The organism is Nocardiopsis listeri, from assembly GCF_020741345.1.
GTDB classification, from domain to species: domain Bacteria; phylum Actinomycetota; class Actinomycetes; order Streptosporangiales; family Streptosporangiaceae; genus Nocardiopsis; species Nocardiopsis listeri_A.
On sequence record NZ_DYZD01000386.1, the window covers coordinates 1 to 19,671 of the forward strand.

A 19,671-nucleotide genomic window follows, 5' to 3' on the forward strand; every position below is an offset into this window, starting at 1 on the left:
GCCGAGATCACCCTGCTGACCGGCATCACCCAATCGATGGTGGCCACGGCCCCGCCGATCGAGAAGGTCCTGCCGGAGCTGCTCGCGTTCCTGCTGGAGGACCCCGACACCGTGATGGTCGCCCACAACGCGCCCTTCGACACCGGTTTCCTCAAGGCCGCCTGCGAACGCGAGGGCCTGGTGTGGCCGGCGCCCCCAGTGGTCGACACCCTGCGTCTGGCGAGGGCCCTGCTTCCGGCGCCCCAGGTCCGCAATCACCGACTGGGCACGCTCGCCGCCTACTTCGGGGCCCGGGTCGAGCCCAGTCATCGGGCGTTGGACGACGCACGCGCCACCGTGGACGTGCTCAACGGGTTCATCGAACGCCTGGCCCCGCTGGGCGTCACCGGTCTGGAGGAGTTGCGCGCGGTCGCCAAGCCCGCCACCCGCGCCCAGCGGGCCAGACGCCACCTGGCCGAGGACCTGCCCGAGCGCCCCGGCGTGTACGTGTTCAACGACGCCCAGGGGCGCAGCCTGTACGTCGGCAAGAGCAACAACCTGCGCCGGCGCGTGGCCTCCTACTTCACCGCGGCCGAGTCGCGCCGCCGTATCCGGGAGATGGCCGGCCTGGTGGTGTCGGTCACCCCCATCGTGTGCGCCACCGAACTGGAGGCCTCGGTCCGCGAGCTGCGGATCATCGCCGAACGCAAACCACCGTTCAACCGCCGTTCCCGCAACCCGGAGAACGCCCGATGGGTCAAGCTCACCACGGACACCTACCCCCGACTGTCGGTCGTGCGGGCGGTCCGCGACGACGGTGCTCCCTACCTGGGCCCCTACAACTCCGCACGTGAGGCGGAGGAGGCCAAGGAGGCGTTGTTGCACGCGCTGCCGCTGCGTCAGTGCACCCACACCTTCGCGCCGCCCGAACGCGTGGTCCCCAAGTGCGTGCTCGCCCAGCTGGGTCGCTGCGGCGCGCCCTGCGACGGCACCGAGACCCTGGACGCCTACACCGTCCACTCCGAGGCCGCCCGCATCGCCATGACCACCGACCCGGCCGTGGTCTTCGACGCCCTCACCGGACGCATCCGCGAGCTCTCCGAGGACCTGCGCTACGAAGAGGCGGCGAGCCTGCGCGACCGCCTCATGGCCTTCCTGCGCGGCGCCCGCCGGGTCCAACGGCTCACCGCCATCGCCGCGGTACCGCACCTGGTCGCCTCACGCCCCGGCGCCACCGGGTGGGAGACGATCGTGGTCCGTCACGGACGCCTGGCCGCCAGTGCCGTCCTCACACCGGGCACCGACCCGGCCGCCTTCCTGTCCTCCCTGGTCGCCACCGCCGAACGCGTCCCACCCGGTCACGGACCGGTCCCCAACGCCACCGCGGGGGAGACCGAACTGATCATGGACTGGCTCGTCACACCAGGCGCTCGCCTGGTCGAGATCGAAGGTGAGTGGACATGCCCGTTGCGGGGCGCCGAAGCGCACACCCGGATGACACACTGGGCCCATGGCCGCGCTTCCGCTCAATGACGACCACCCCGTCCGCCGCGCTCCGGTCGTGGCCTACGGCCTGATCGCGGTCAACGTGCTGGTCTACCTGCTCTCCCCGCAGGCCGCCACCGCGGTCTGGTACCCCGTCGACCTGTTCGAACGAGTGTGTTCGATCGACGCCTACTTCATGCGCTGGGGCGCCATCCCCGACGAGATGCTCGGCCGGGTCGACCTGGCCGAGCCGTTGACCCCCGAATGCGGACCCATCGACGGCAAGGTCGTCTGGTTCTCGGTGCTCAGCTCGATGTTCCTGCACGGTGGCTCCGCCCACCTGCTCGGCAACATGGTGTACCTGTTCGTGTTCGGTCCCGTCGTGGAGGACCGGATCGGCAAGCTCCGCTTCCTGCTGCTGTACCTGGCCACCGGGGTGGTCGCCGCGTTCGGGCACGCGCTGGTCGACCAGGACGGCGGGATCCCCATGATCGGAGCCTCGGGAGCCATCTCCGGGGTGCTCGGCGCCTACCTCGTGGTCCAATTCCGAAGCCGGGTCACCACCCTGGTGTTCGGGGTGATCCCGATGCGTCTGCCCGGGTGGGCCGTGGTGGGCAGCTACTTCGCGCTTCAGTATCTTCTCTACGTCACATCCTCGACCGCCCCGGGCGGCGGATCCAGCGTGGCCTACGCGGCACACGTCTACGGCTTCGTCGCGGGGGTGATCGCGGGACTGGCGGTCTACAGACTGCGGTGGCGCTCCGGAACACGCCTCTCCGACGTGTACTAGGCGGCGCCCCGTCCCGCACACGCTCCACCAACGCCCAGGAGGCACAGTGATCACCGCGATCGTCATGATCAAGGCCGACGTTCACCGCATCCCCGAGGTCGCCGAGGCCATCGCCGACATCGACGGGGTCAGCGAGGTCTACTCCGTGACCGGCGGCGTCGACCTCATCGCCATGGTGCGGGTCCGGCGCCACGAGGACCTGGCGGACGTGATCCCGGGCCGGGTCAACAAGGTGCCCGGCGTGACCTCCTCCGACACCCACATCTCCTTCCAGACCTACTCCAAGCACGACCTGGAGTCGGCCTTCGCGATCGGTTGGTAGACCCGGCCGGGCACGCGAACACACGAGGGGCGCGGTGGATCGGAATCCACCGCGCCCCTCGTCGTCCCCGAAGGCCCCTACAAGCGCCCTCAGCGCCTCAGGCGTCCTCGGCCAGCGCCCGACTGGCGCTCACCCAGGTCTCCAGCCGTTGCTGCGCCGCACCGCCGTCCACCGCCGCCGCGGCCCGCTCGTAACCGGCGCGTACCGCCTCGGTCAGGTCGCCCTCGATACCGTCGACCGCCGCCAACGCGGCCCCGGCGTTGAGCAGCACCGCGTCGCGCACCGGGCCGGGCCGACCCGCCACCATGTCGCGCACGGCCTGGGCGTTGAAGTCCACGTCGCCGCCGCGCAGGGCGTCGGGCGCCGAACGCTCGATGCCCAGGTCCGCCGGATCCAACCGCTCCCGGCGCGCCTCACCGTCCCGGACGACCCACACGGTGGAGGTGGTGGCCGTGGTCAGCTCGTCCAGGCCGTCATCGCCCCGGAACACCAACGCCGAGGAACCACGGCGGGCGAACACCCCCGCGATCACCTCGCACATGCGCTCGTCGAACACACCGATGGCCGAGGTGGTGGGCCGCGCCGGGTTGGTCAGCGGACCCAGGAAGTTGAACACGGTCGGCACCGCCAGCTCGCGGCGCGGCTTGGCCGCGTACCGCAACGACGGGTGGAACAGCGGGGCGAAGCAGAAGGAGATACCGGCCTCCTCGGCCAGCCGCACGGTCAGCTCCGGCGGCAGGTCCAGGACCACACCCAAACGCTCCAGTACGTCGGCCGTCCCGCAGGAGGAGGAGGCCGCGCGGTTGCCGTGCTTGACCACCCGGGCGCCCGCGGCCGAACACACGATCGCCGCCATGGTGGACACGTTCACGGTGTGGGCGCGGTCGCCACCGGTCCCGACGATGTCGAGCGTGGGTCCGGGCACCTCGATGCGCACCGCGTGTTCGAGCATGCCCTGAGCGAGACCGGCCACCTCGGACACGCCCTCGCCCTTGGCGCGCAGGGCGATCGCGAACCCCGCGACCTGGGCGTCGGTGGCCGAACCCGACATGATCTCGTTCATCGCCCACTCGGTGTCGGCCGCGCTGAGGGAGACCCCGCCCAGCAGGGCGGTGATCAGATTGGACCAGGTCCGCTCGTGGACGGCGGAGGTCTCCTGGGCGTTGGTATCGAGCGCGTTGTTCTCGGCCGGAGCGGCCGAGGAAACGGGGACGTTCATGTGGACTCCTGGCTGAAGGGCGTGGAAAGGGAAGGGGCTCCGGCGGCGGGCACACGAGTGCGCCCGCCCCGTTCAGAGTCCCCGGGCGAAGGAGAGAGCGATGTAGGCGCGGCCGCGCCATCGCCCGATGTCGGCGCCGTGGTTGAGGGCTCCGCCCATCACCAATCGACGGCGCAGGTCTCTCTCGCCGTTGTCCTTCACGGCCGTCAGACGGCCGTGCGCGTCACGCCCCACAGTCGTCGTCACCCCGTGAGCGCGACCGCACGCCGGCGCATGAGCTCGGCCAGCGCCTCGGCCAGGGCGACCGGGTCGATGGGGTGGCTCACCACCTGGTCGGCCTGCGACCAGGTCGCCAGCCAACGGTCGTCCCGCCTGCCCACCAGGAGCAGGACCGGCGGGCCCTGGAAGATCTCGTCCTTGACCTGCCGGCACAGGCCCATCCCACCGGTGGGCGCGGCCTCACCGTCGAAGATGGCCACGTCGATGCGCTCGGAGGGGTCCTTGGACTCCAGCTTGCGCAGGACGCCGGGTGCGGTGGCGCACTCGACGAACTCGACCTTGGGGACATCGGTGGCGGGCCGGCGGCCGATGGCCGTCCGGACCCGCTCACGGGTGTCGGCCTTGTCGCTGTAGACCAGCACGCGCATCCTGGCGTCCGTGTTCGTACCGCTCATCGCGCAACCGTCCCATCGCGTCGGTCCTCGGTCGCCGCCATGGGGGGTGCGACCGTGGCGTTCGTTGACTGTTCGACCCCGACTCTATTGCCTCACGCTGCTCCGGCCCGGATGAGGGTGGGTGGACGTTGAGGAGTTGAGACCTTGGACACCACAGGATGCCAGGATCTCGGGGACCTTCGTTCAGGGCGCCCCGAGGCGGCGTTGTCCAAAGGTGATCCTTTTGATACCGGGCCGTTGTTTTTGAGGGGTTCGGGGGACTTTCGGAGGGGTACTGAACGTCTCGGAACGCCTCAGCCGCGCAGGTTCGCGCCACTTCTCGCATGTAGGCGCGTTGCGTGCCCCGGATCACGGGCGGGGCGGCTACAGTAACGCCCGAGTCACGACCACACCGTCACCCGAGCCGCAGAGGATGGCCGATCCCGGGGCTGATCCGTCGCCTTACGGGGGGTCGAGTACGGGTCTTCGCGGGATGCCGTAATAATGCTCCCGTGGCGACAGCAACCGCGAACCCAAAAACAGCAACCGCATCAGCGCATGGTGCGGCAAAGCGTCCTGACCTGGTGAGTGTTGGCACCATCGTGTGGCTGGCCAACGAACTCATGTTCTTCGCCGCGCTGTTCGCGATGTACTTCACCATCCGATCGGTGACCAACGGGAACCCCGAGCTCGGCGAGTGGGCGGACGTCCACCTCAACGTGCCGTGGGCCTCGACGATCACCATTGTCCTGGTGGCTTCCAGCTTCACCGCGCAATTCGGCGTTTGGGCCGCAGAGCGCGGCGACGTCAAGAAGCTGCGCATGTGGTTTTTCATCACGTTCTTCATGGGCCTGTTCTTCATCCTTGGACAGGCTTATGAGTACTACGAGCTCATCGTCCACGAGGGGCTGACTCTTCAGTCGAGCGCCTACGGGTCGATGTTCTACCTGACCACGGGCTTCCACGGACTCCACGTCATCGGTGGTCTGATCGCGTTCCTCATCATGTTGGGACGCACGTACGCCGCGAAGCGCTTCACTCACCAACAGGCGACCAGTGCGATCGTCGTGTCCTACTACTGGCACTTCGTCGACGTCGTCTGGGTCGCTTTGTTCTTCACCATCTACTTCATCCAGTGACCCGAAACGGGGAAACCGTGAAATGGATTACCGCGCGGCGGCGGCATCCCCTGGCGGGGTATGCCGTCGTCATCCTCGCGCTAGCCCTGTTCGGGGTGGGATTTGCCGCTCTGGCCCCCACCTCGGACGAGGCGCGTGCGCAGACGCTCTCGGCCGAGGCCCCGTCCCCCGAGGACGTGGACGTGGCCAACGGCAAGGCCATCTTCGACCAGACGTGTGCGAGCTGCCATAACTACGATGGCAGCGGCACCTTCGCTGAGGACGAGGACGGTAACCGGGAGATGACCAACGGCCCCGACCTCCGCGAGGTCGGGCCCGCTTCCATCGACTTCCAGGTCAGTACCGGCCGTATGCCGTCGATGGACCCCGACAACCAGATGCCGCGCAGGGACATGGTCATGTCCGAGCAGGATCTGGCCGACCTGATCGCCTACTACAACGAGTCGATCAGGACCGACGACGCAGGGGCGGACGTCCCCTACGACGTCCCGGGCACCGCCCCCGAGCGTGCGGACTTCGAGGACGAGGAGTCCTACGAGATCGCTCTCGAGGAGTACGAGACCGAGTACGACACCTACATCGAAGGTGCCGAAGACGTCGACATGGGCATGAAGCTCTACCTGACCAACTGTGCGCACTGCCACAGCTGGTCCGGTGGCGGTGGCGCCCTCACCGACGGCCGCTGGGCCCCCGAGCTGCATGACTCGACTCCGCGTGAGATCTACGAGGCCATGGTCAGCGGACCCGGCGCCATGCCGATGTTCAGTGATGGCGTCATCACTCCCGAGGAGAAACAGGAGCTCATCTCCTACGTGAAGACGCTGCAGGCGGAACCCAGCGCCGGCGGCTTCTTCGACCTGGAGCGTGTCGGCCAGGTGGCAGAGGGATTCATCGGATGGACCATCGGTCTGTCCCTGATCATCGCCTGCGCCATCTGGATCACGGCGAAGCAGCGTGCCCATGACTGAGAACAACAACAACGACAACAACGAGGCCGGTGCCGACGAACGCGTCGTCGGCACCCCGGCGGACACCGATGACGTGGTGACCGAGACCTCGGCTCGCTCCGAGAGTGAGCACAACGGGCCGTACCTGGCCTCGGAGACCCACAAGCACTCGGAGGAGAAGCAGCGTCGTGGCGAGAAGCTCGCCTCGATCTGGTTCCTCATCGCCTTCCTCGGCGGTATCGGGTTCCTGGTCTCCTACTTCCTCTTCCCGCCGAACGCGGCGGGGGAGCCGGCGATCGGCGACCCGCAGATCGGCCAGTACGCGAACGCGCTCATGGGTGGCACGCTCACCCTGGCGATGTTCGCCATCGGTGCCGGTATGACGGTGTGGGCGCGCAACGTGATGCCCCACTACGAGGTGGCCTCTCCCTACGACGACCTTCCCTCCAGCGAAGAGGAGAAGAGCTCCTTCAGCGAGTTCTTCATGAAGAGCGCCGACGAGAGCGGCTTCACCAAGCGTCCGCTGATGCGCCGCACGCTCATCCTCGCCATGCTGCCGCTGGGTCTGGCCCCGATCGTGCTGCTGCGCGACACCGGGCCGCTTCCCGGCGACCAGATGAAGGAGACCCGCTGGGTCGACGGCATGCGCATGTACGTCGAGGGCACCCACCGTCACCTCAAGGCCGAGGACCTGGAGAACGACCCGTACGGGATGATCTCCGCCCTTCCGGCCCTGGACGACGAGGGTTACCCGCACGGGATGAGCCTCACCGACCAGGCCAAGTCCGTCATCCTGCTCATCAAGGTGCCGGAGGACGACTGGAAGTCCGGGATGAACGCTCCTGTCCGTGAGGGCAGTGACGAGACCCACCTGAACTGGACCCACCAGGGCATCGTGGCCTACTCGAAGATCTGCACCCACGTCGGTTGTCCCGCGGCGCTCTACGAGCGCACCACGCACAGGATCCTGTGCCCGTGCCACCAGTCCACGTTCGATGCCACCGACGCCGCCAAGGTCGTCTTCGGACCGGCCCACCGGCCGCTGCCGCAGCTGCCCATCGGCGTCGACGACGAGGGTTACCTCGTCGCTCGGGGTGACTTCAACGAGCCGACCGGGCCGACGTTCTGGGAATACAAGGACTAGTCGATGAGTAAGACCACGCAAGCACCCAAGGCGCTTCGCGGCGTCGGCAACTTCATCGACGACCGCTTCCACCTGGCCAAGACCGGCGAGAAGAACCTGCGCAAGGTCTTCCCGAACCACTGGTCGTTCATGCTGGGTGAGATCGCGCTGTACTCGTTCATCATCCTGCTCGTCACCGGCGTGTTCCTCACACTCTGGTTCAAGCCGAGCATGCTGGAGGTCGTCTACGACGGCTCCTACGAGCGCCTCCAGGGCGTTCCCATGAGTGAGGCGTTCGCCTCGACCCTGCACATCGACTTCGATGTCCGGGGCGGGTTCCTCGTTCGTCAGATCCACCACTGGGCCGCTCTGATCTTCGTGGCCTCGCTGGTGGTGCACATGCTCCGTGTGTTCTTCACCGGTGCGTTCCGCAAGCCGCGTGAGATCAACTGGCTCATCGGTGTCGCCATCTTCTCCCTGGCCATGGTCGAGGGCCTCTTCGGCTACTCGCTGCCGGACGACCTGCCCTCGGGCATGGGTGTCCGCATCCTCCAGGGCGTGATGCTGGCGATCCCGCTGGTGGGCTCCTACATCTCGATGTTCCTGTTCGGCGGGGAGTTCCCCGGCGAGGACATCATCACGCGTCTGTACATGCTGCACGTGCTGCTGCTCCCGGCGATCCTGCTGGCGCTCATCGTGGCGCACTTCATGATCCTTTGGCACCAAAAGCACACGCAGTATCCAGGGCAAGGACGAACGGACAAGACCGTGGTCGGAACACCCATGTTCCCGGCCTTCGCGGTCAAGGCGGGTGGATTCTTCTTCTTCACCTTCGCCGTGATCGCCGGTCTGAGCGCGTTCGTCCAGATCAACCCGATCCACCTGTTCGGCCCCTTCAGCCCGACGTCCATCACCTCCGGTCTCCAGCCGGACTGGTACATGGGCTTCATGGAGGGCTCGCTGCGCATCTTCCCGAACTCGCTCGACTTCACGATCCCGATCGGCCAGGGGTACCCCATCGTCACGGCGGTGCTGGTCCCGGGTCTGGGCGTCATGGGTCTGCTGTTCGGCGCGCTCGCGGCGTGGCCGTTCATCGAGCAGTGGATCACCGGTGACAAGCGCGCCCACAACGTCGCCGACCGTCCGCGCAACGCTCCGACCCGTACGGCTCTGGGCGTCGGCGGCATCGTCTTCTACGGTGTGCTCTGGCTCGCCGGTTCGAACGACATCCTGTCGGAGACGTTCTCGATCGAGCTGTACGTGACCACGTACATCTTCCGTGTGCTGATCTTCGTGGGTCCGGTCCTGGGCTACATCATCGCCAAGCGGATCTGCCTGGGTCTGCAGCGGCGTGACCGGGAGACCCTGGAGCACGGCTACGAGAGCGGCATCATCCAGCAGCTGCCCAGTGGTGAATTCATCGAGGTCCACAAGGAGAGCTCGGCGGAGACCACCCACGTGCTGGAGAGCAAGCCGGTCATCACCTCCACCGCACTGGAGGAGCCCGAGACCGACGACAACGGTGTGGAGAACCCCAACACCCGCAAGGGCATGGGCAGGTTCCGTCGCGCCCTGGCCCACTGGTACACGAAGGACAACGTCTCCTTCGATGGGGTGGAGGCCCACACCGGGCACCACCTGCACCATGGAGCCGAGAACAAGGACCACTAGAGTCCATCGGGGTGCGCCCCGAACAGTCGAAGGACCCGGCCGCCGAGCGCGGCCGGGTCCTTCGCGTTTCCACCCGCCGTCGAGGTCGGTGGCCCGGCCTCGAAGACTTCGAGGCGCCGTATCGCCCTCTGCGGCCTCCGATCCCGCCGGGGCGACCCTCGGTTCGGGTGCGGCCCCGGGGCCTTCCCACGGCTCTTCCAGGGCCTCCTGGGGCTCCCGGGCATGAACGGAGAGGGGGTCGACGCCCGAACGGACGTCGACCCCCTCTGGAGGATCGCCGGAGACTACACGATGACTAGCCCGCGTAGATGTCGTCGATCTCCTTGCTCCACTGCTTGGAGACCACGTGGCGCTTGACCTTCAGGGAAGCGGTCATCTGGCCGCCCTCTTCGGTGAAGTCGTGCGGCAGGATCTTGAACTTCTTGATGCCCTCGGCCTTGGAGACGGCCTTGTTGGCGTCGTCGACGGCCTCCTGGATCGCCGCGTTGAGGTCGGCGTCCTCGATCAGGTCCGAGATCTCGCCGCTCTTGTTCTTCTGCTCCTTCCAGAGCTGGAAGGACTCGGGGTCGATCGTGACCAGGGCCGCGATGAACTTGCGGTTGTCACCGACGACCATGCACTGGCTCACCAGGGCGTGGGCGCGGATCCGGTCTTCGAGAACGGCCGGGGCGACGTTCTTGCCGCCCGCGGTCACGATGATCTCCTTCTTGCGTCCGGTGATGCTCAAGAACCCGTCGTCGTCCAGGGTTCCCAGGTCACCGGTGCGGTAGAAGCCGTCCTCGAAGGCCTCGGCGGTGGCCTTCTCGTTCTGCCAGTAGCCGTCCAGGATGTGGTCGCCCTTGAGCAGGATCTCGCCGTCGTCGGCGATGCGGATGGTGGTGCCCGGCATCGGCTGGCCGACGGTGCCGATCTTGTTGAAACCGGGGTTGTTGACCGAGGTCGGGGCGGTGGTCTCGGTGAGGCCGTAGCCCTCGACGATGGTCAGGCCGGCGCCGCGGAAGAAGTGACCCAGGCGCGCGCCCAGGGCGGAACCCCCGGAGACCGCGTACTTGGCCTCGTTGCCGAGACGGTCCATCAGCTTGCTGTAGACGAGCTTCTTGAACAGGCCGTGCTTGAGCTTGAGCGTGAACGGCACGCTGCCCTTGCCCAGCGCCTTGCTGTACTCGATCGCGGTGTCGGCGGCGAGGTTGAAGATCTTGCCCTTGCCCTCGGCCTCGGCCTTCTGCTGGGCCTTGGTGAAGACCTTCTCGAACACGCGGGGGACCGCGAGGAGGAAGGTGGGCTTGAAGACGGAGAACTCTTCGATCAGGTCCGGGCCGGTGCTGGGGTAGTGACCCAGGACGGCCTCGCCCTCGATGACCATGACCTGGACGAAACGAGCGAAGACGTGCGCCAGGGGGAGGAAGAGCATCGTGGAGGGGGTGCCCGCGTGCTCCTTGATGATGGGTTTGGCGGGGCCCTCCAGCGCCGAGTGGGCGATGAAGAGGAAGTTGCGGTGCGTCAGTCGGCAGCCCTTGGGGCGGCCGGTGGTGCCGGAGGTGTAGATGAGGGTGGCGAGGTCGTCGGCCTTGACCGATGTGCGACGCTTCTCCAGGTCCTCGTCGGTGACCTCGGAGCCGCCGGCGCGCAGGGTCTCCAGGTCGTCGCCGTCGAACTTCCATACGTTGCCGAGTTCGGGGGCCTCGCCCTTGACGGACTCGACGCGCTCGGCGTGGGCGTCGGTCTCCACGAAGATGGCCTTGGCCGCGGAGTCCGAGAGGATCCACTGGATCTGCTCGGCGGAGGAGGTCTCGTAGATCGGTACGACGACGGCGCCGACCGCCCAGACGGCGTAGTCGACGGCGGTCCACTCGTAGCGGGTGCGCGACATGATGGCGACGCGGTCGCCCTGCCCGATGCCCGCGCCGATGAGGCCCTTGGCGTATCCGACGATGTCACCGTGCAGCTGCTCGACGGTCACGTCGCGCCACTGGCCGGCTCCGGTCTGCTCCTGGCGGCGGGCGGCGACGGCGTTCGGCGCGGTGGCCGCGCGCGCAAAGAGCGTGTCGGTCAGCCGCGCCTCGTCGGAGATCTCGGCCTTCGCGGGAGAGCTGTATTCGCGCACGTGGTGCTCCTGGACATGTACGGGTGTGGTGGATGGGGACGTGACGACCGTAACAACACGATCCTACTCGTGAGTAGGAAGGGTTGTCGTTCGGTATCCAACGGTGATCGGGGCTTGACGTGCGGAGGTGGGAGAAAACACTGTTCAGGTCGCTTTCCCGGACCTTCCCGTGTCGGTGCCCGTGCGGGGCCATGCCCGCCACCCATCTGGAATGTATGCAGGTCAGGCGGGTGATCAGGGTTGCTCCTCACGCGGAGCAAGAGACTATCGCCTGCCGTGACGTTCGTGCACATCCTGTACATATCAGTTCTTTGTGTCGGCTCGGCTGCTCGTAGCTCCCACCGGCGTGTACCCCTTTCGATTCCTCCCAACGTGGACGGGGCCCCGAGTCATCCCTGACTCCCCCCTGAACCTGCCCTGAGGGGCCCGCGCGCGGCTTCCTCGTGCGGTTAACGTGATGCCACGGACGACAGGAGGATCGCCAGAGTCGACTTTCTCCCGGCCGGGAACGGCCGGGGTTGTGGAACCACCTATCGGTGGTTCGGGACTTTCGCCCCGTCACGGGTCGCCCCGTGGCCTTCCTGCTTCGTCACCGACAGCCCCGTCCGGGAGGACTCCCGTTGAGGTCTTGCACCGGCTCCACAGGCGAAAACGGCCGGCCCGGCCGATTTGAGGTCGATCGCCGCGTTCGCATCGCGGTCATGGGTCATGCCGCAACGCTCGCACTCCCGGGTGCGCACATGCCCACACCCAGGGGTCGAACACCACTTGGAGGAGGGGAAGAACCGATCGAGAACGCGCCCTGAAGGTGACGCAGCGTCTGCTGGAGAGGAACAGAGGAAACCTCGGTGAGGAAGGCGAGGTCGTCGGTCTTCTTCCGGCCCCTGAGCATCGTCGAGGTCGCGTTGCAGTTCACCCGCTCCTGGCGCTGACACCACGCCTGGGTGCGGGCCGCGAGCGCATTGTTGTGGACCGGGCGGACGCACCCGAACGTGCGAGACGGCTCCAATGCCTGCGCGTCCGCGGGGTAGAAGCGGTACCGATACGCCCGCTTCACCGCGCTGCTCGCGATGGGTCACGTTTCACCGGCTTGTTTGTAACCATAGACACGGAGAGGAGAAGGGTGTTCGCTCCCCGTTCTGAAGGGCGGGGGCTCCACGCCCGACAACCTGATGACCGAGAACAACGGCGGGCGGAACGACTCCCGCAACGATGGCCCCGACCTCATCGACGACGCCTTGCGGCTGGTCGACACACTCCAGCGCAAGCTGCTCGCGGCGGGTGTGCGGCGCGGCGTGAACGCGGTCACCAACCCACAGCCGAAGGGCGACGTGTGGGAGGAGGCCATCCGGATGGAGAGCGCGCAGGAACGTCCTCCACTGGAGGAACTCACCGACATCGTTCGCAAGAGCGCCCCGGAGGTCGCCGGTCACCTCGGGCGTGCCGGGTTGTCCCTGGCCGACGCCCTGGGGCGGACCTGGGGTGTGGTCGAGCGAGGCCTGGAACAGGGGCGCGCGGAGGCCGAACGGGCCCGTGCCGAGAGAGAGGAACGCGAGCGCGCCGACCGTGTGCGCGACGAGCGGATGCGCCGAGAGTCCTCGACCGAGGATCCCTCCGTCGTGGAGGAGAGCATGAGTCGAGGTGAGGAGTAGCCGTCACCGGGGTGTTCGCGGCGTGCGGAGCCTGGTTTAATCGAGGGGTTTGCACCATTTGAAAACCTGATTACATCAAGCCCGCTACTTATGTCAGGTTTTGGGCGAAAGTGTGAAGGAGCCGCCCCCATGCCGACCATCGGCGTAGACATCGGTGGAACCAAGGTCGCCGCCGGTGTCGTCGACCACGACGGGCAGATCCTGGACAAGGTCAAGTACCCGACCCCCGCCAACGACCCCGGCCAGCTCGCCGACACCGTCGCCAAGGCGGTGGAGGAGCTGCGCGGCCGCGCCCCGGACACGCCCATCGAGGCGGTCGGAGTGGGCGTGGCGGGCTTCGTCGACGAGGACCGCTCCACCGTCCAGGTCGCCGTCAACCTGGGGCTGCGCGACGAACCCCTCAAGGAACGCGTCCAACAACGGGTCGAACTGCCCGTGGTCATCGAGAACGACGCCAACGCCGCCGCGTGGGCCGAGTTCCGCTTCGGCGCGGGCCGCGACAGCGACCACGTCGTCTGCGTCACCCTGGGCACGGGGATCGGGGGCGGCCTCGTCCTCGGTGGTGAACTGCACCGTGGGCGCTTCGGCGTGGCCGCGGAGGTGGGCCACTACCGGATGGTGCCGCATGGACGTCGCTGCGCCTGTGGCAACCACGGTTGCTGGGAGCAGTACGCCAGCGGCCGCGCACTGGTCGCCGAGGGGCAGGACCTGGCCCGTACCGACCCCGAACACGCCGGGCGCATGCTGGAGATCGCGGGCGGGGCCGTGGACGGCATCGGCGGTGAGTGCATCACCCAGGCCGCGTTGGAGGGCGACGCCGCCGCCCTGGAGTGCTTCCGGATCGTGGGGGAGTGGGCCGGACTGGGTCTGGCCGACCTCGCCGCGATCCTCGACCCCGAGTGCTTCGTCCTCGGTGGAGGCGTCTCCGACGCGGGTGACATCATCCTCGACCCGGTCCGGGCGTCCTTCGCCCGACACGTCTCCGGGCGGCCGGGGCGTCGCCTGGCCGAGGTCCGGGTGGCCGAACTCGGCGGTGCCGCGGGCATCGTCGGCGCCGGCGACCTGGCCCGTCACTGACCGGTCCGCGCGCCCCGACCGGCCGGCACGGTGTCGGACGCCGGACACACGTGCAGGGGGCCGGTACCGAAGGAATCGATCTCCTTCGGTACCGGCCCCCTCGCGCGTTGCTTCCGAGCCTCAGGCGTCCTCGGTCCCGCCCTCCGCCTTCTTCTCCGCCTTCTTGGCCTCCCGGCGGGCCTTGCGTTCGGCCTTGCGGTCCGCGCGCCGGGACCGTCGACGGTCCTTGGCGTCGGCGTTCTCCTCGCGCCGGGCCTCCTTGGCCTCCGCCTCCAGCTCGGTCTTGACCGACTGGGCGTAGCGGTCCACGTACTCCTGGCCGGACAGCTCCATCAGCGCGTACATGATCTCGTCGGTGATCGCGCGCAGGACCCGTTGGTCCTTCTCCATCCCGTAGTAGCGGGAGAAGTCGAGCGGCTTACCGAACACGACCTTGGGACGCACACCCAGCTTGGGGATGGTCCGGCCGGGAGGCATGATCTTCTCCAGGTTGATCATGGCCATCGGTACGACCGGGGCCTTGGCCTCCAGCGCCAGCCGGGCCACACCGGTGCGGCCGCGGTAGAGCTTGCCGTCGGGGGAACGGGTGCCCTCGGGGTAGATGCCGAGCAGGTCGCCGCGCTTGAGCACGCGCAGACCGGTGCGCAGCGCCGCCTCGCTGGCCTTGCCGCCGGACCGGTCGATCGGGATCTGACCCACGCCGGTGAAGAACGCCCTGCTGACGAACCCCTTCACACCGGTGCCGGTGAAGTACTCGGCCTTGGCGAGGAAGGTGATCTTGCGGGGCAGGGGCAGGGGCCCGAAGAAGTGGTCGGAGAACGACAGGTGGTTGCTGACCATGATGGCCGGACCCCGCCTCGGCACGTTCTCCACGCCCTCGGCGCGGGGCTGCCACAACACGGCCAGAACCGGCCCCAGGATCGCCTTGACCACCCAGTAGAACATCGCTTCAGATCACCCCTGCACACGCGGGGAGCACTGGGCAGGGTCTGCCACGTCTCACTGTCCCGCTCGGCCGACAACGAACGCCCCCACACGGCGACGGGGGAGGTTGACTCGCGTCATCCTCCCACCACGCACGGATGATCACCAACGTGTCCGGAACCGGACGCCGGTGTCCGTCGTGGGGAGGGGCCGCACCGCGGGGCACAGTCGAGGATACTCACCGGTCGGGATCGGTCGGGGGCCGACCCGGGCCGCGGGAACACGCGGGCCCGGGAACACGCCCGGCCCACGCGTGGTTCGGGCAAGGGAACGTTACCGTGCACTCGATGACAAACGCTCGTCCGAGCGACTAGCCTCGCGGCTGGGGAGTCCACCATCCCGATCCCCCGCCGCACGATCCCCGGGAGACGCCCAGTGAGACCGACCAGCACCCATCCCCTCATCCCGGGGGCGGACCCCTTCAGTCACGTCGGGTCCCGCACTGGTGTGCTGCTCTGCCACGGGTTCACCGGATCGCCCTACTCGATGCGCCCCTGGGCCGAGTACCTGGCCGAAGCCGGCCTCACCGTCGAACTGCCCCGCCTGCCCGGCCATGGCACCACCTGGCAGGACATGGCCACGACCGGAAGCGACGACTGGTACGCCGCCGTGGAGGCGGCCCTGCTCGATCTCTCCTCGCGCTGCGACGAGGTGTACGTCATGGGGCTGTCCATGGGTGGCGCCCTCAGTCTGCGTCTGGCCCAGGAGAACCCCGACTTGGTGGAGGGTGTCGTCCTGGTCAACCCGTCCCTGACGGTGGAGGACCGGCGGCTCCCGTTCATCGCCCCCGTACGTCACCTCGCCGCCCGCCTCCTGCCGTCCACACCCGGGGTCGGCAGCGACGTCGCCCTCGAAGTCGCCGGTGAGGGCGGGTACGACCGGGTCCCCACCGCGGCCGCCGCGACACTCCCGAAGCTGTGGCGCGCTGTTCAGGAGGGCATGTCCGGTTTGCGCGCGCCGATCCTGGCCTACCGCAGCGCACAGGACCACGTGGTGGGGCCGGAGAGTCTGCGTATCCTCGCCAGGAGAGCGGTCAACACCCGGCTGACGATCCACCTGCTCCACGACAGCTACCACGTGGCGACCCTCGACCACGACGCCGCCACCATCTTCGAGGGCAGCCTCGCCTTCGTGCGAGAGCTCAGCAGAAGCGGGGAAGGAGCCGACCGATGACGCAACGTCGGGGCAACGGCCTGCTCGCCGACGCCTACGTCCCTTTGATCCTCCTCGCGCCGTCCCACGCCGACCTCATGCTGGAGGCGCTCCGGCGCAGTGGCATCGCGGCCTACGCGGTCCCCCTGGAGGAGGACGTCCTGGAGCCCACCGGTGGTCAGGTCGAGGACCCGCCCACCGACCACCTGTACGTCGACGCCGAGGAACGCGGCGCCGCCGAACAGGTACTGGGCTCCGAGCTGCCCGACCTGACCGGCCCCGACCTGCTCGCCCCGCGCTCCGACCCCCGTGCGGACGGGGAGGAGAAGCCCGGCCCGGAGACCCCGGTCGCCAAGGAGGGCCTCGAACCCCCGATCGGCGGCGACCTCCTGGACGGTCCCGCGACCGACCTGGCCGACGAGACCCGAGACGCCGACGACGAGGACGCGATCTGGAACGACCTGGTCGCCCGCTTCTACGACGAGGACGAATCCACCGGTGAACAGCGAGGTCGGATCGCCTGGCCGGACGCGGAGAACCTCGACCCGCCCGACGGGCGCGACAACGAACTCGGCGACATCCTCGCCGGCCTGCCCCGCGACACCGAGGACGACGACGATGAGGCCCGCGAGGAGGATCGGCGCCGGGCGGAGGCCGAGCGCGAGGGTCACTACGAACCCCCGCCGCCCTCCCCGCTGATCCAGGGGGACCGGGTCGGAATCGCCGCGTGGTTCGGTCTCCTGGGCGTACCGGTGCTGCTGTTCGGCACCGCCTTCCTGGGCGTTTCCCTGCCCGATTGGTCGATGCTGCTGGGCGTCCTGGTGTTCCTGGGCAGTTTCGTGGTGTTGATCCTGCGCATGACCGACTCCCGCTCTCCGGGCGACAACGGTCCCGACGACGGGGCGGTGGTCTGAGCCCTGGGCTTCGATGTCCCCCTCTGGCGCACCTTCGCCCTCTACCGGGCCATCACCCTGGTCCACGCGCTGGTCCTGGTCGCTCAGCACCACGAGTACCTGGAGCGTACCTGGGTCGCCTGGCTCACCCTGGTGGTGATGGCGGTCTGGACGGTGGTCGCCCACCAGGTCTACGCCGTCCCCTCCCGCCGCACCTCCCGGTTCCTGTGCGCCGACCTGCTGGTCTCGTTCGGCTGCCTGTTCGCCACCGCCTTGGCCGCGTCCCCCTTCTACCTCACCCAGGCCCCGCCGCTGAGCGCCTACTGGTTCGCCGGGGCCGCCCTGGCCGCGAGTGTCATCTGGGGCCGTCGAGGCGCCGCCACGGTCGCCATCGCCTATGGGATCGCCGACCTCACCCTGCGCGTGATCATGGAGGCCGCCATCACCGGGGCCACCGCCCGGGGCGTGGTCCTGCTGTTGCTGACCGGCCTGGCCGTGGGCTACATGGCACGGGTGGCCGAACAGGCCGAGGAGCGCTTCGCCCAGGCCGTCACCCTGGAGGCGCGCATCCGGGAGCGGGAGCAACTCGCCCGTTCCATTCACGACTCGGTCCTTCAGGTGCTGGCCCTGGTGCGGCGGCGTGGTGACGAGATCGGGGGAGAGGCCGCGGAACTGGGACGGATGGCCGGCGAGCAGGAGGTCCGGCTCCGATCCCTGGTCGCGGACGGCCTGGGCGCCACGGTGGCGGTCCCGAACACCGCCGCCGGATCGGCGGGCCCCTTGGACCTGCGCGACCTGCTGCGTCCACTGGAGACGGTACGGGTCACCGTCGCCGCGCCCGCCACCCGCGTCGAACTGCCCGATCGCGCCGCCCGTGAGCTGACCGCGGCGGTCGCCGCCGCCCTGGACAACGTCGAACGGCACTGTCCGGAGGGGACCCGGGCCTGGGTTCTGGTGGAGGACGAACCCGACGCGGTCGTGGTGACCGTGCGCGACGATGGCCCCGGCATCCCACCGAACCGGTTGGAGCGGGCGCGCGCAGAGGGCCGTCTGGGGGTCGACCAGTCCATCCTCGGACGCGTGCGAGACCTGGGCGGGAGCACCGAGATCCACAGTGATCCGGGGGAGGGCACCGAGTTCGAGATGCGCGTGCCCCGACCGGACGTGTGAGCCCGGAGCCGAGGCTCACCCCGGGTCGGCGAACGACAGACCCGCCCGAGCCAGGGCGTCCTCCAGCACGCGCACGGCCTTGGGGCCCACCCCGTGCATCGCCGACAGCTCCGCCTGGGACGACGCGGCCACCTGGGCGAGCGTGGTGACGCCGTTGGCGACCAAGGCCCGTGTGGCCGGGCCGCCGATCTCCTTGGGGAGGTCGCCGACCTCGCCCGGAACCGCGGTGTCGGCGGCCGAGAGCCATCGGACGGGTTCCGGCGGGGCGTGGGCCGCCCAGGCCAGACGCACCCAGTGGTTGAGCCGCCGGCCGTTGACGTCGGCGAGGGGCACCGACACCTCGACGTCGGAGCCCTCGCCGACGATGACCGCCGTCGGGTGTTCGGCACTCAGATCCCGGGCCCGGGCGGTGGGCAGACGCAGACACGCCCGGCCCTTGGGATCCACCCGGGCGAACCTTTCACCGGCCACGAGGAAGGCGCTCTCCTTCGGCCTGGAACGCTCCTCGGAGGCCTGCGGAAATGACAGGGCCGTCTTGCGCAGCTGTGCTCGTGTGGTCATACGGTCACGGTAGGCCTCGGTGCCGACGGACGGCGGGCACGACGGGCCGGTTCACAGGGCAGGGCCGTCCCCGGGTTCCTCCTGATGGGAGAAGCGTTCCTCACCCCAGGGGTCGGCCCGGTTGTGGTAGCCGCGCTCCTCCCAGAACCCACGGCGGTCGCCCACCATGTACTCCACCGAACGAAGCCACTTCACGCTCTTCCACCCGTACAGGTGCGGTACCACCAGGCGCAGGGGGAAGCCGTGCTCGGGGGCGAGCGGGGCCCCGTCGCGGTGGGTGGTCAGCAAAACCCCGTCGGCCAGGAAGTCGTCCATGCGCATGTTGGCGCTGTAGCCGTACTCGCCCCAGGCCATCACGTGGGTGGCCTCGGGGGCGGGCGGCGCCAGCCGCACCAGGTCGGTGGTGCGCACCCCGCCCCAGTGCACGTTCGGGACGGTGAACCGCATCACGCAGTGGAAGTGGCGCACCTCCCGAACGCGGGGCAGCGCGGAGAACTCGCCCCAGTCCCACCGATAGGTGCCCAGCGACTCGGTGGCACCGAACACCCGAAAGTCCCAGCGCCCCGGACGGAAGGAGGGGACCCGTCCGTAGTGCAGCGGCTTGTGCTCGTGACGCACCGCCTGTCCCGGCGGCAACCCGTCCCGGTCGACCCCCGTACTGTCGGCCTCCGACCCCTCGGACACTCGGTTCCCCCTGCAAGGCTCGCTCGCCCGCCGGCGTCCACCGACGGACCGTACGCGCTCCCACAC

General features: G+C 68.6%; 19 protein-coding genes and 1 pseudogene. 12 read left to right on the forward strand and 8 right to left on the reverse strand.

Going from position 1 to position 19,671, the window contains the following annotated elements; genetic code table 11:
* From K8V84_RS20580 to K8V84_RS20590, 3 genes are all read left to right on the forward strand, one after another.
* Positions 1 to 1,512: DEDD exonuclease domain-containing protein (locus K8V84_RS20580; protein WP_304077486.1), on the forward strand; the 1,512-nt coding region annotated here is incomplete at its 5' end.
* A complete protein-coding gene (locus K8V84_RS20585) occupies positions 1,490 to 2,254 on the forward strand; it encodes a rhomboid family intramembrane serine protease (protein WP_304077488.1) in 765 nt (254 codons plus the stop codon). The genes K8V84_RS20580 and K8V84_RS20585, both read left to right, overlap by 23 nt.
* 46 nt (positions 2,255 to 2,300) lie before the next feature.
* A complete protein-coding gene (locus K8V84_RS20590; RefSeq protein WP_067606568.1) occupies positions 2,301 to 2,576 on the forward strand; it encodes an Lrp/AsnC family transcriptional regulator in 276 nt (91 codons plus the stop codon).
* Between the two features lie 97 nt (positions 2,577 to 2,673).
* On the opposite strand, the gene trpD is transcribed toward K8V84_RS20590, so the two are convergent.
* From trpD to K8V84_RS20605, 3 genes are all read right to left on the reverse strand, one after another.
* The gene (gene trpD, locus K8V84_RS20595) at positions 2,674 to 3,795 is read right to left on the reverse strand and encodes an anthranilate phosphoribosyltransferase (RefSeq protein WP_304077490.1); all 1,122 of its coding nucleotides are present in this window, start codon (positions 3,793 to 3,795) and stop codon (positions 2,674 to 2,676) included.
* 72 nt (positions 3,796 to 3,867) lie between these two features.
* A complete protein-coding gene (locus K8V84_RS20600; protein ID WP_304077492.1) occupies positions 3,868 to 4,041 on the reverse strand; it encodes a hypothetical protein in 174 nt (57 codons plus the stop codon).
* A complete protein-coding gene (locus tag K8V84_RS20605; RefSeq protein ID WP_304077493.1) occupies positions 4,038 to 4,469 on the reverse strand; it encodes a hypothetical protein in 432 nt (143 codons plus the stop codon). The genes K8V84_RS20600 and K8V84_RS20605 overlap by 4 nt, the downstream gene beginning before the upstream one ends.
* Positions 4,470 to 5,032: 563 nt before the next feature.
* Between K8V84_RS20605 and K8V84_RS20610 the strand changes: the two genes are divergently transcribed.
* From K8V84_RS20610 to K8V84_RS20625, 4 genes are all read left to right on the forward strand, one after another.
* Positions 5,033 to 5,587: a heme-copper oxidase subunit III gene (locus tag K8V84_RS20610; RefSeq protein WP_084392720.1), complete on the forward strand. Its 555-nt coding sequence runs from the start codon at positions 5,033 to 5,035 to the stop codon at positions 5,585 to 5,587.
* A gap of 95 nt (positions 5,588 to 5,682) precedes the next feature.
* Positions 5,683 to 6,555, forward strand: a complete 873-nt coding sequence (locus tag K8V84_RS20615; protein WP_304077564.1) for a cytochrome c — start codon at positions 5,683 to 5,685, stop codon at positions 6,553 to 6,555.
* Entirely contained in the window at positions 6,548 to 7,678 is a 1,131-nt protein-coding gene (locus tag K8V84_RS20620) for a ubiquinol-cytochrome c reductase iron-sulfur subunit (RefSeq protein ID WP_304077500.1), read from the forward strand. Before K8V84_RS20615 ends, K8V84_RS20620 begins: the two co-directional genes overlap by 8 nt.
* 3 nt (positions 7,679 to 7,681) lie before the next feature.
* A complete protein-coding gene (locus tag K8V84_RS20625; RefSeq protein WP_304077503.1) occupies positions 7,682 to 9,328 on the forward strand; it encodes a cytochrome bc complex cytochrome b subunit in 1,647 nt (548 codons plus the stop codon).
* A 295-nt stretch (positions 9,329 to 9,623) separates the two neighbouring features.
* Here K8V84_RS20625 and K8V84_RS20630 read toward each other — a convergent pair whose 3' ends face one another.
* Positions 9,624 to 11,432, reverse strand: a complete 1,809-nt coding sequence (locus K8V84_RS20630; RefSeq protein WP_304077506.1) for a long-chain fatty acid--CoA ligase — start codon at positions 11,430 to 11,432, stop codon at positions 9,624 to 9,626.
* Positions 11,433 to 11,962: 530 nt separating this feature from the next.
* Positions 11,963 to 12,504: pseudogene (locus K8V84_RS20635) on the reverse strand (helix-turn-helix domain-containing protein).
* Between the two features lie 100 nt (positions 12,505 to 12,604).
* On the opposite strand from K8V84_RS20635, the gene K8V84_RS20640 reads away from it, so the two are divergent.
* Together K8V84_RS20640 and K8V84_RS20645 are read left to right on the forward strand one after the other, a co-directional pair.
* Positions 12,605 to 13,084, forward strand: coding sequence for a hypothetical protein (locus tag K8V84_RS20640; protein ID WP_304077507.1), 480 nt, complete (start codon positions 12,605 to 12,607; stop codon positions 13,082 to 13,084).
* Between the two features lie 129 nt (positions 13,085 to 13,213).
* Positions 13,214 to 14,161 (forward strand): ROK family glucokinase, encoded by a 948-nt coding sequence (locus K8V84_RS20645; protein ID WP_304077509.1) that lies wholly within the window; start codon positions 13,214 to 13,216, stop codon positions 14,159 to 14,161.
* A 120-nt stretch (positions 14,162 to 14,281) separates the two neighbouring features.
* Here the strand turns inward: K8V84_RS20645 and K8V84_RS20650 are convergent, their stop codons facing one another.
* Positions 14,282 to 15,106: a 1-acyl-sn-glycerol-3-phosphate acyltransferase gene (locus K8V84_RS20650; protein WP_304077510.1), complete on the reverse strand. Its 825-nt coding sequence runs from the start codon at positions 15,104 to 15,106 to the stop codon at positions 14,282 to 14,284.
* Positions 15,107 to 15,520: 414 nt separating this feature from the next.
* Between K8V84_RS20650 and K8V84_RS20655 the strand changes: the two genes are divergently transcribed.
* Genes K8V84_RS20655 through macS form a run of 3 tightly spaced genes read left to right on the forward strand, consistent with a single transcriptional unit; the run spans position 15,521 to position 18,360 of the window.
* Positions 15,521 to 16,318, forward strand: a complete 798-nt coding sequence (locus tag K8V84_RS20655; RefSeq protein WP_304077512.1) for a carboxylesterase — start codon at positions 15,521 to 15,523, stop codon at positions 16,316 to 16,318.
* Positions 16,315 to 17,211 (forward strand): hypothetical protein, encoded by an 897-nt coding sequence (locus K8V84_RS20660; protein WP_304077515.1) that lies wholly within the window; start codon positions 16,315 to 16,317, stop codon positions 17,209 to 17,211. The genes K8V84_RS20655 and K8V84_RS20660 overlap by 4 nt, the downstream gene beginning before the upstream one ends.
* 3 nt (positions 17,212 to 17,214) lie before the next feature.
* Positions 17,215 to 18,360 (forward strand): MacS family sensor histidine kinase, encoded by a 1,146-nt coding sequence (gene macS / locus K8V84_RS20665; protein ID WP_304077566.1) that lies wholly within the window; start codon positions 17,215 to 17,217, stop codon positions 18,358 to 18,360.
* Between the two features lie 15 nt (positions 18,361 to 18,375).
* Here macS and K8V84_RS20670 read toward each other — a convergent pair whose 3' ends face one another.
* Both K8V84_RS20670 and K8V84_RS20675 read right to left on the reverse strand, forming a co-directional pair.
* Positions 18,376 to 18,921 carry a hypothetical protein gene (locus K8V84_RS20670; protein ID WP_304077518.1) on the reverse strand — a complete coding sequence of 182 codons (546 nt, stop codon included), beginning with the start codon at positions 18,919 to 18,921 and terminating at the stop codon, positions 18,376 to 18,378.
* Between the two features lie 51 nt (positions 18,922 to 18,972).
* Positions 18,973 to 19,605: a molybdopterin-dependent oxidoreductase gene (locus K8V84_RS20675; RefSeq protein WP_304077521.1), complete on the reverse strand. Its 633-nt coding sequence runs from the start codon at positions 19,603 to 19,605 to the stop codon at positions 18,973 to 18,975.
* Positions 19,606 to 19,671 lie beyond the last annotated feature (66 nt).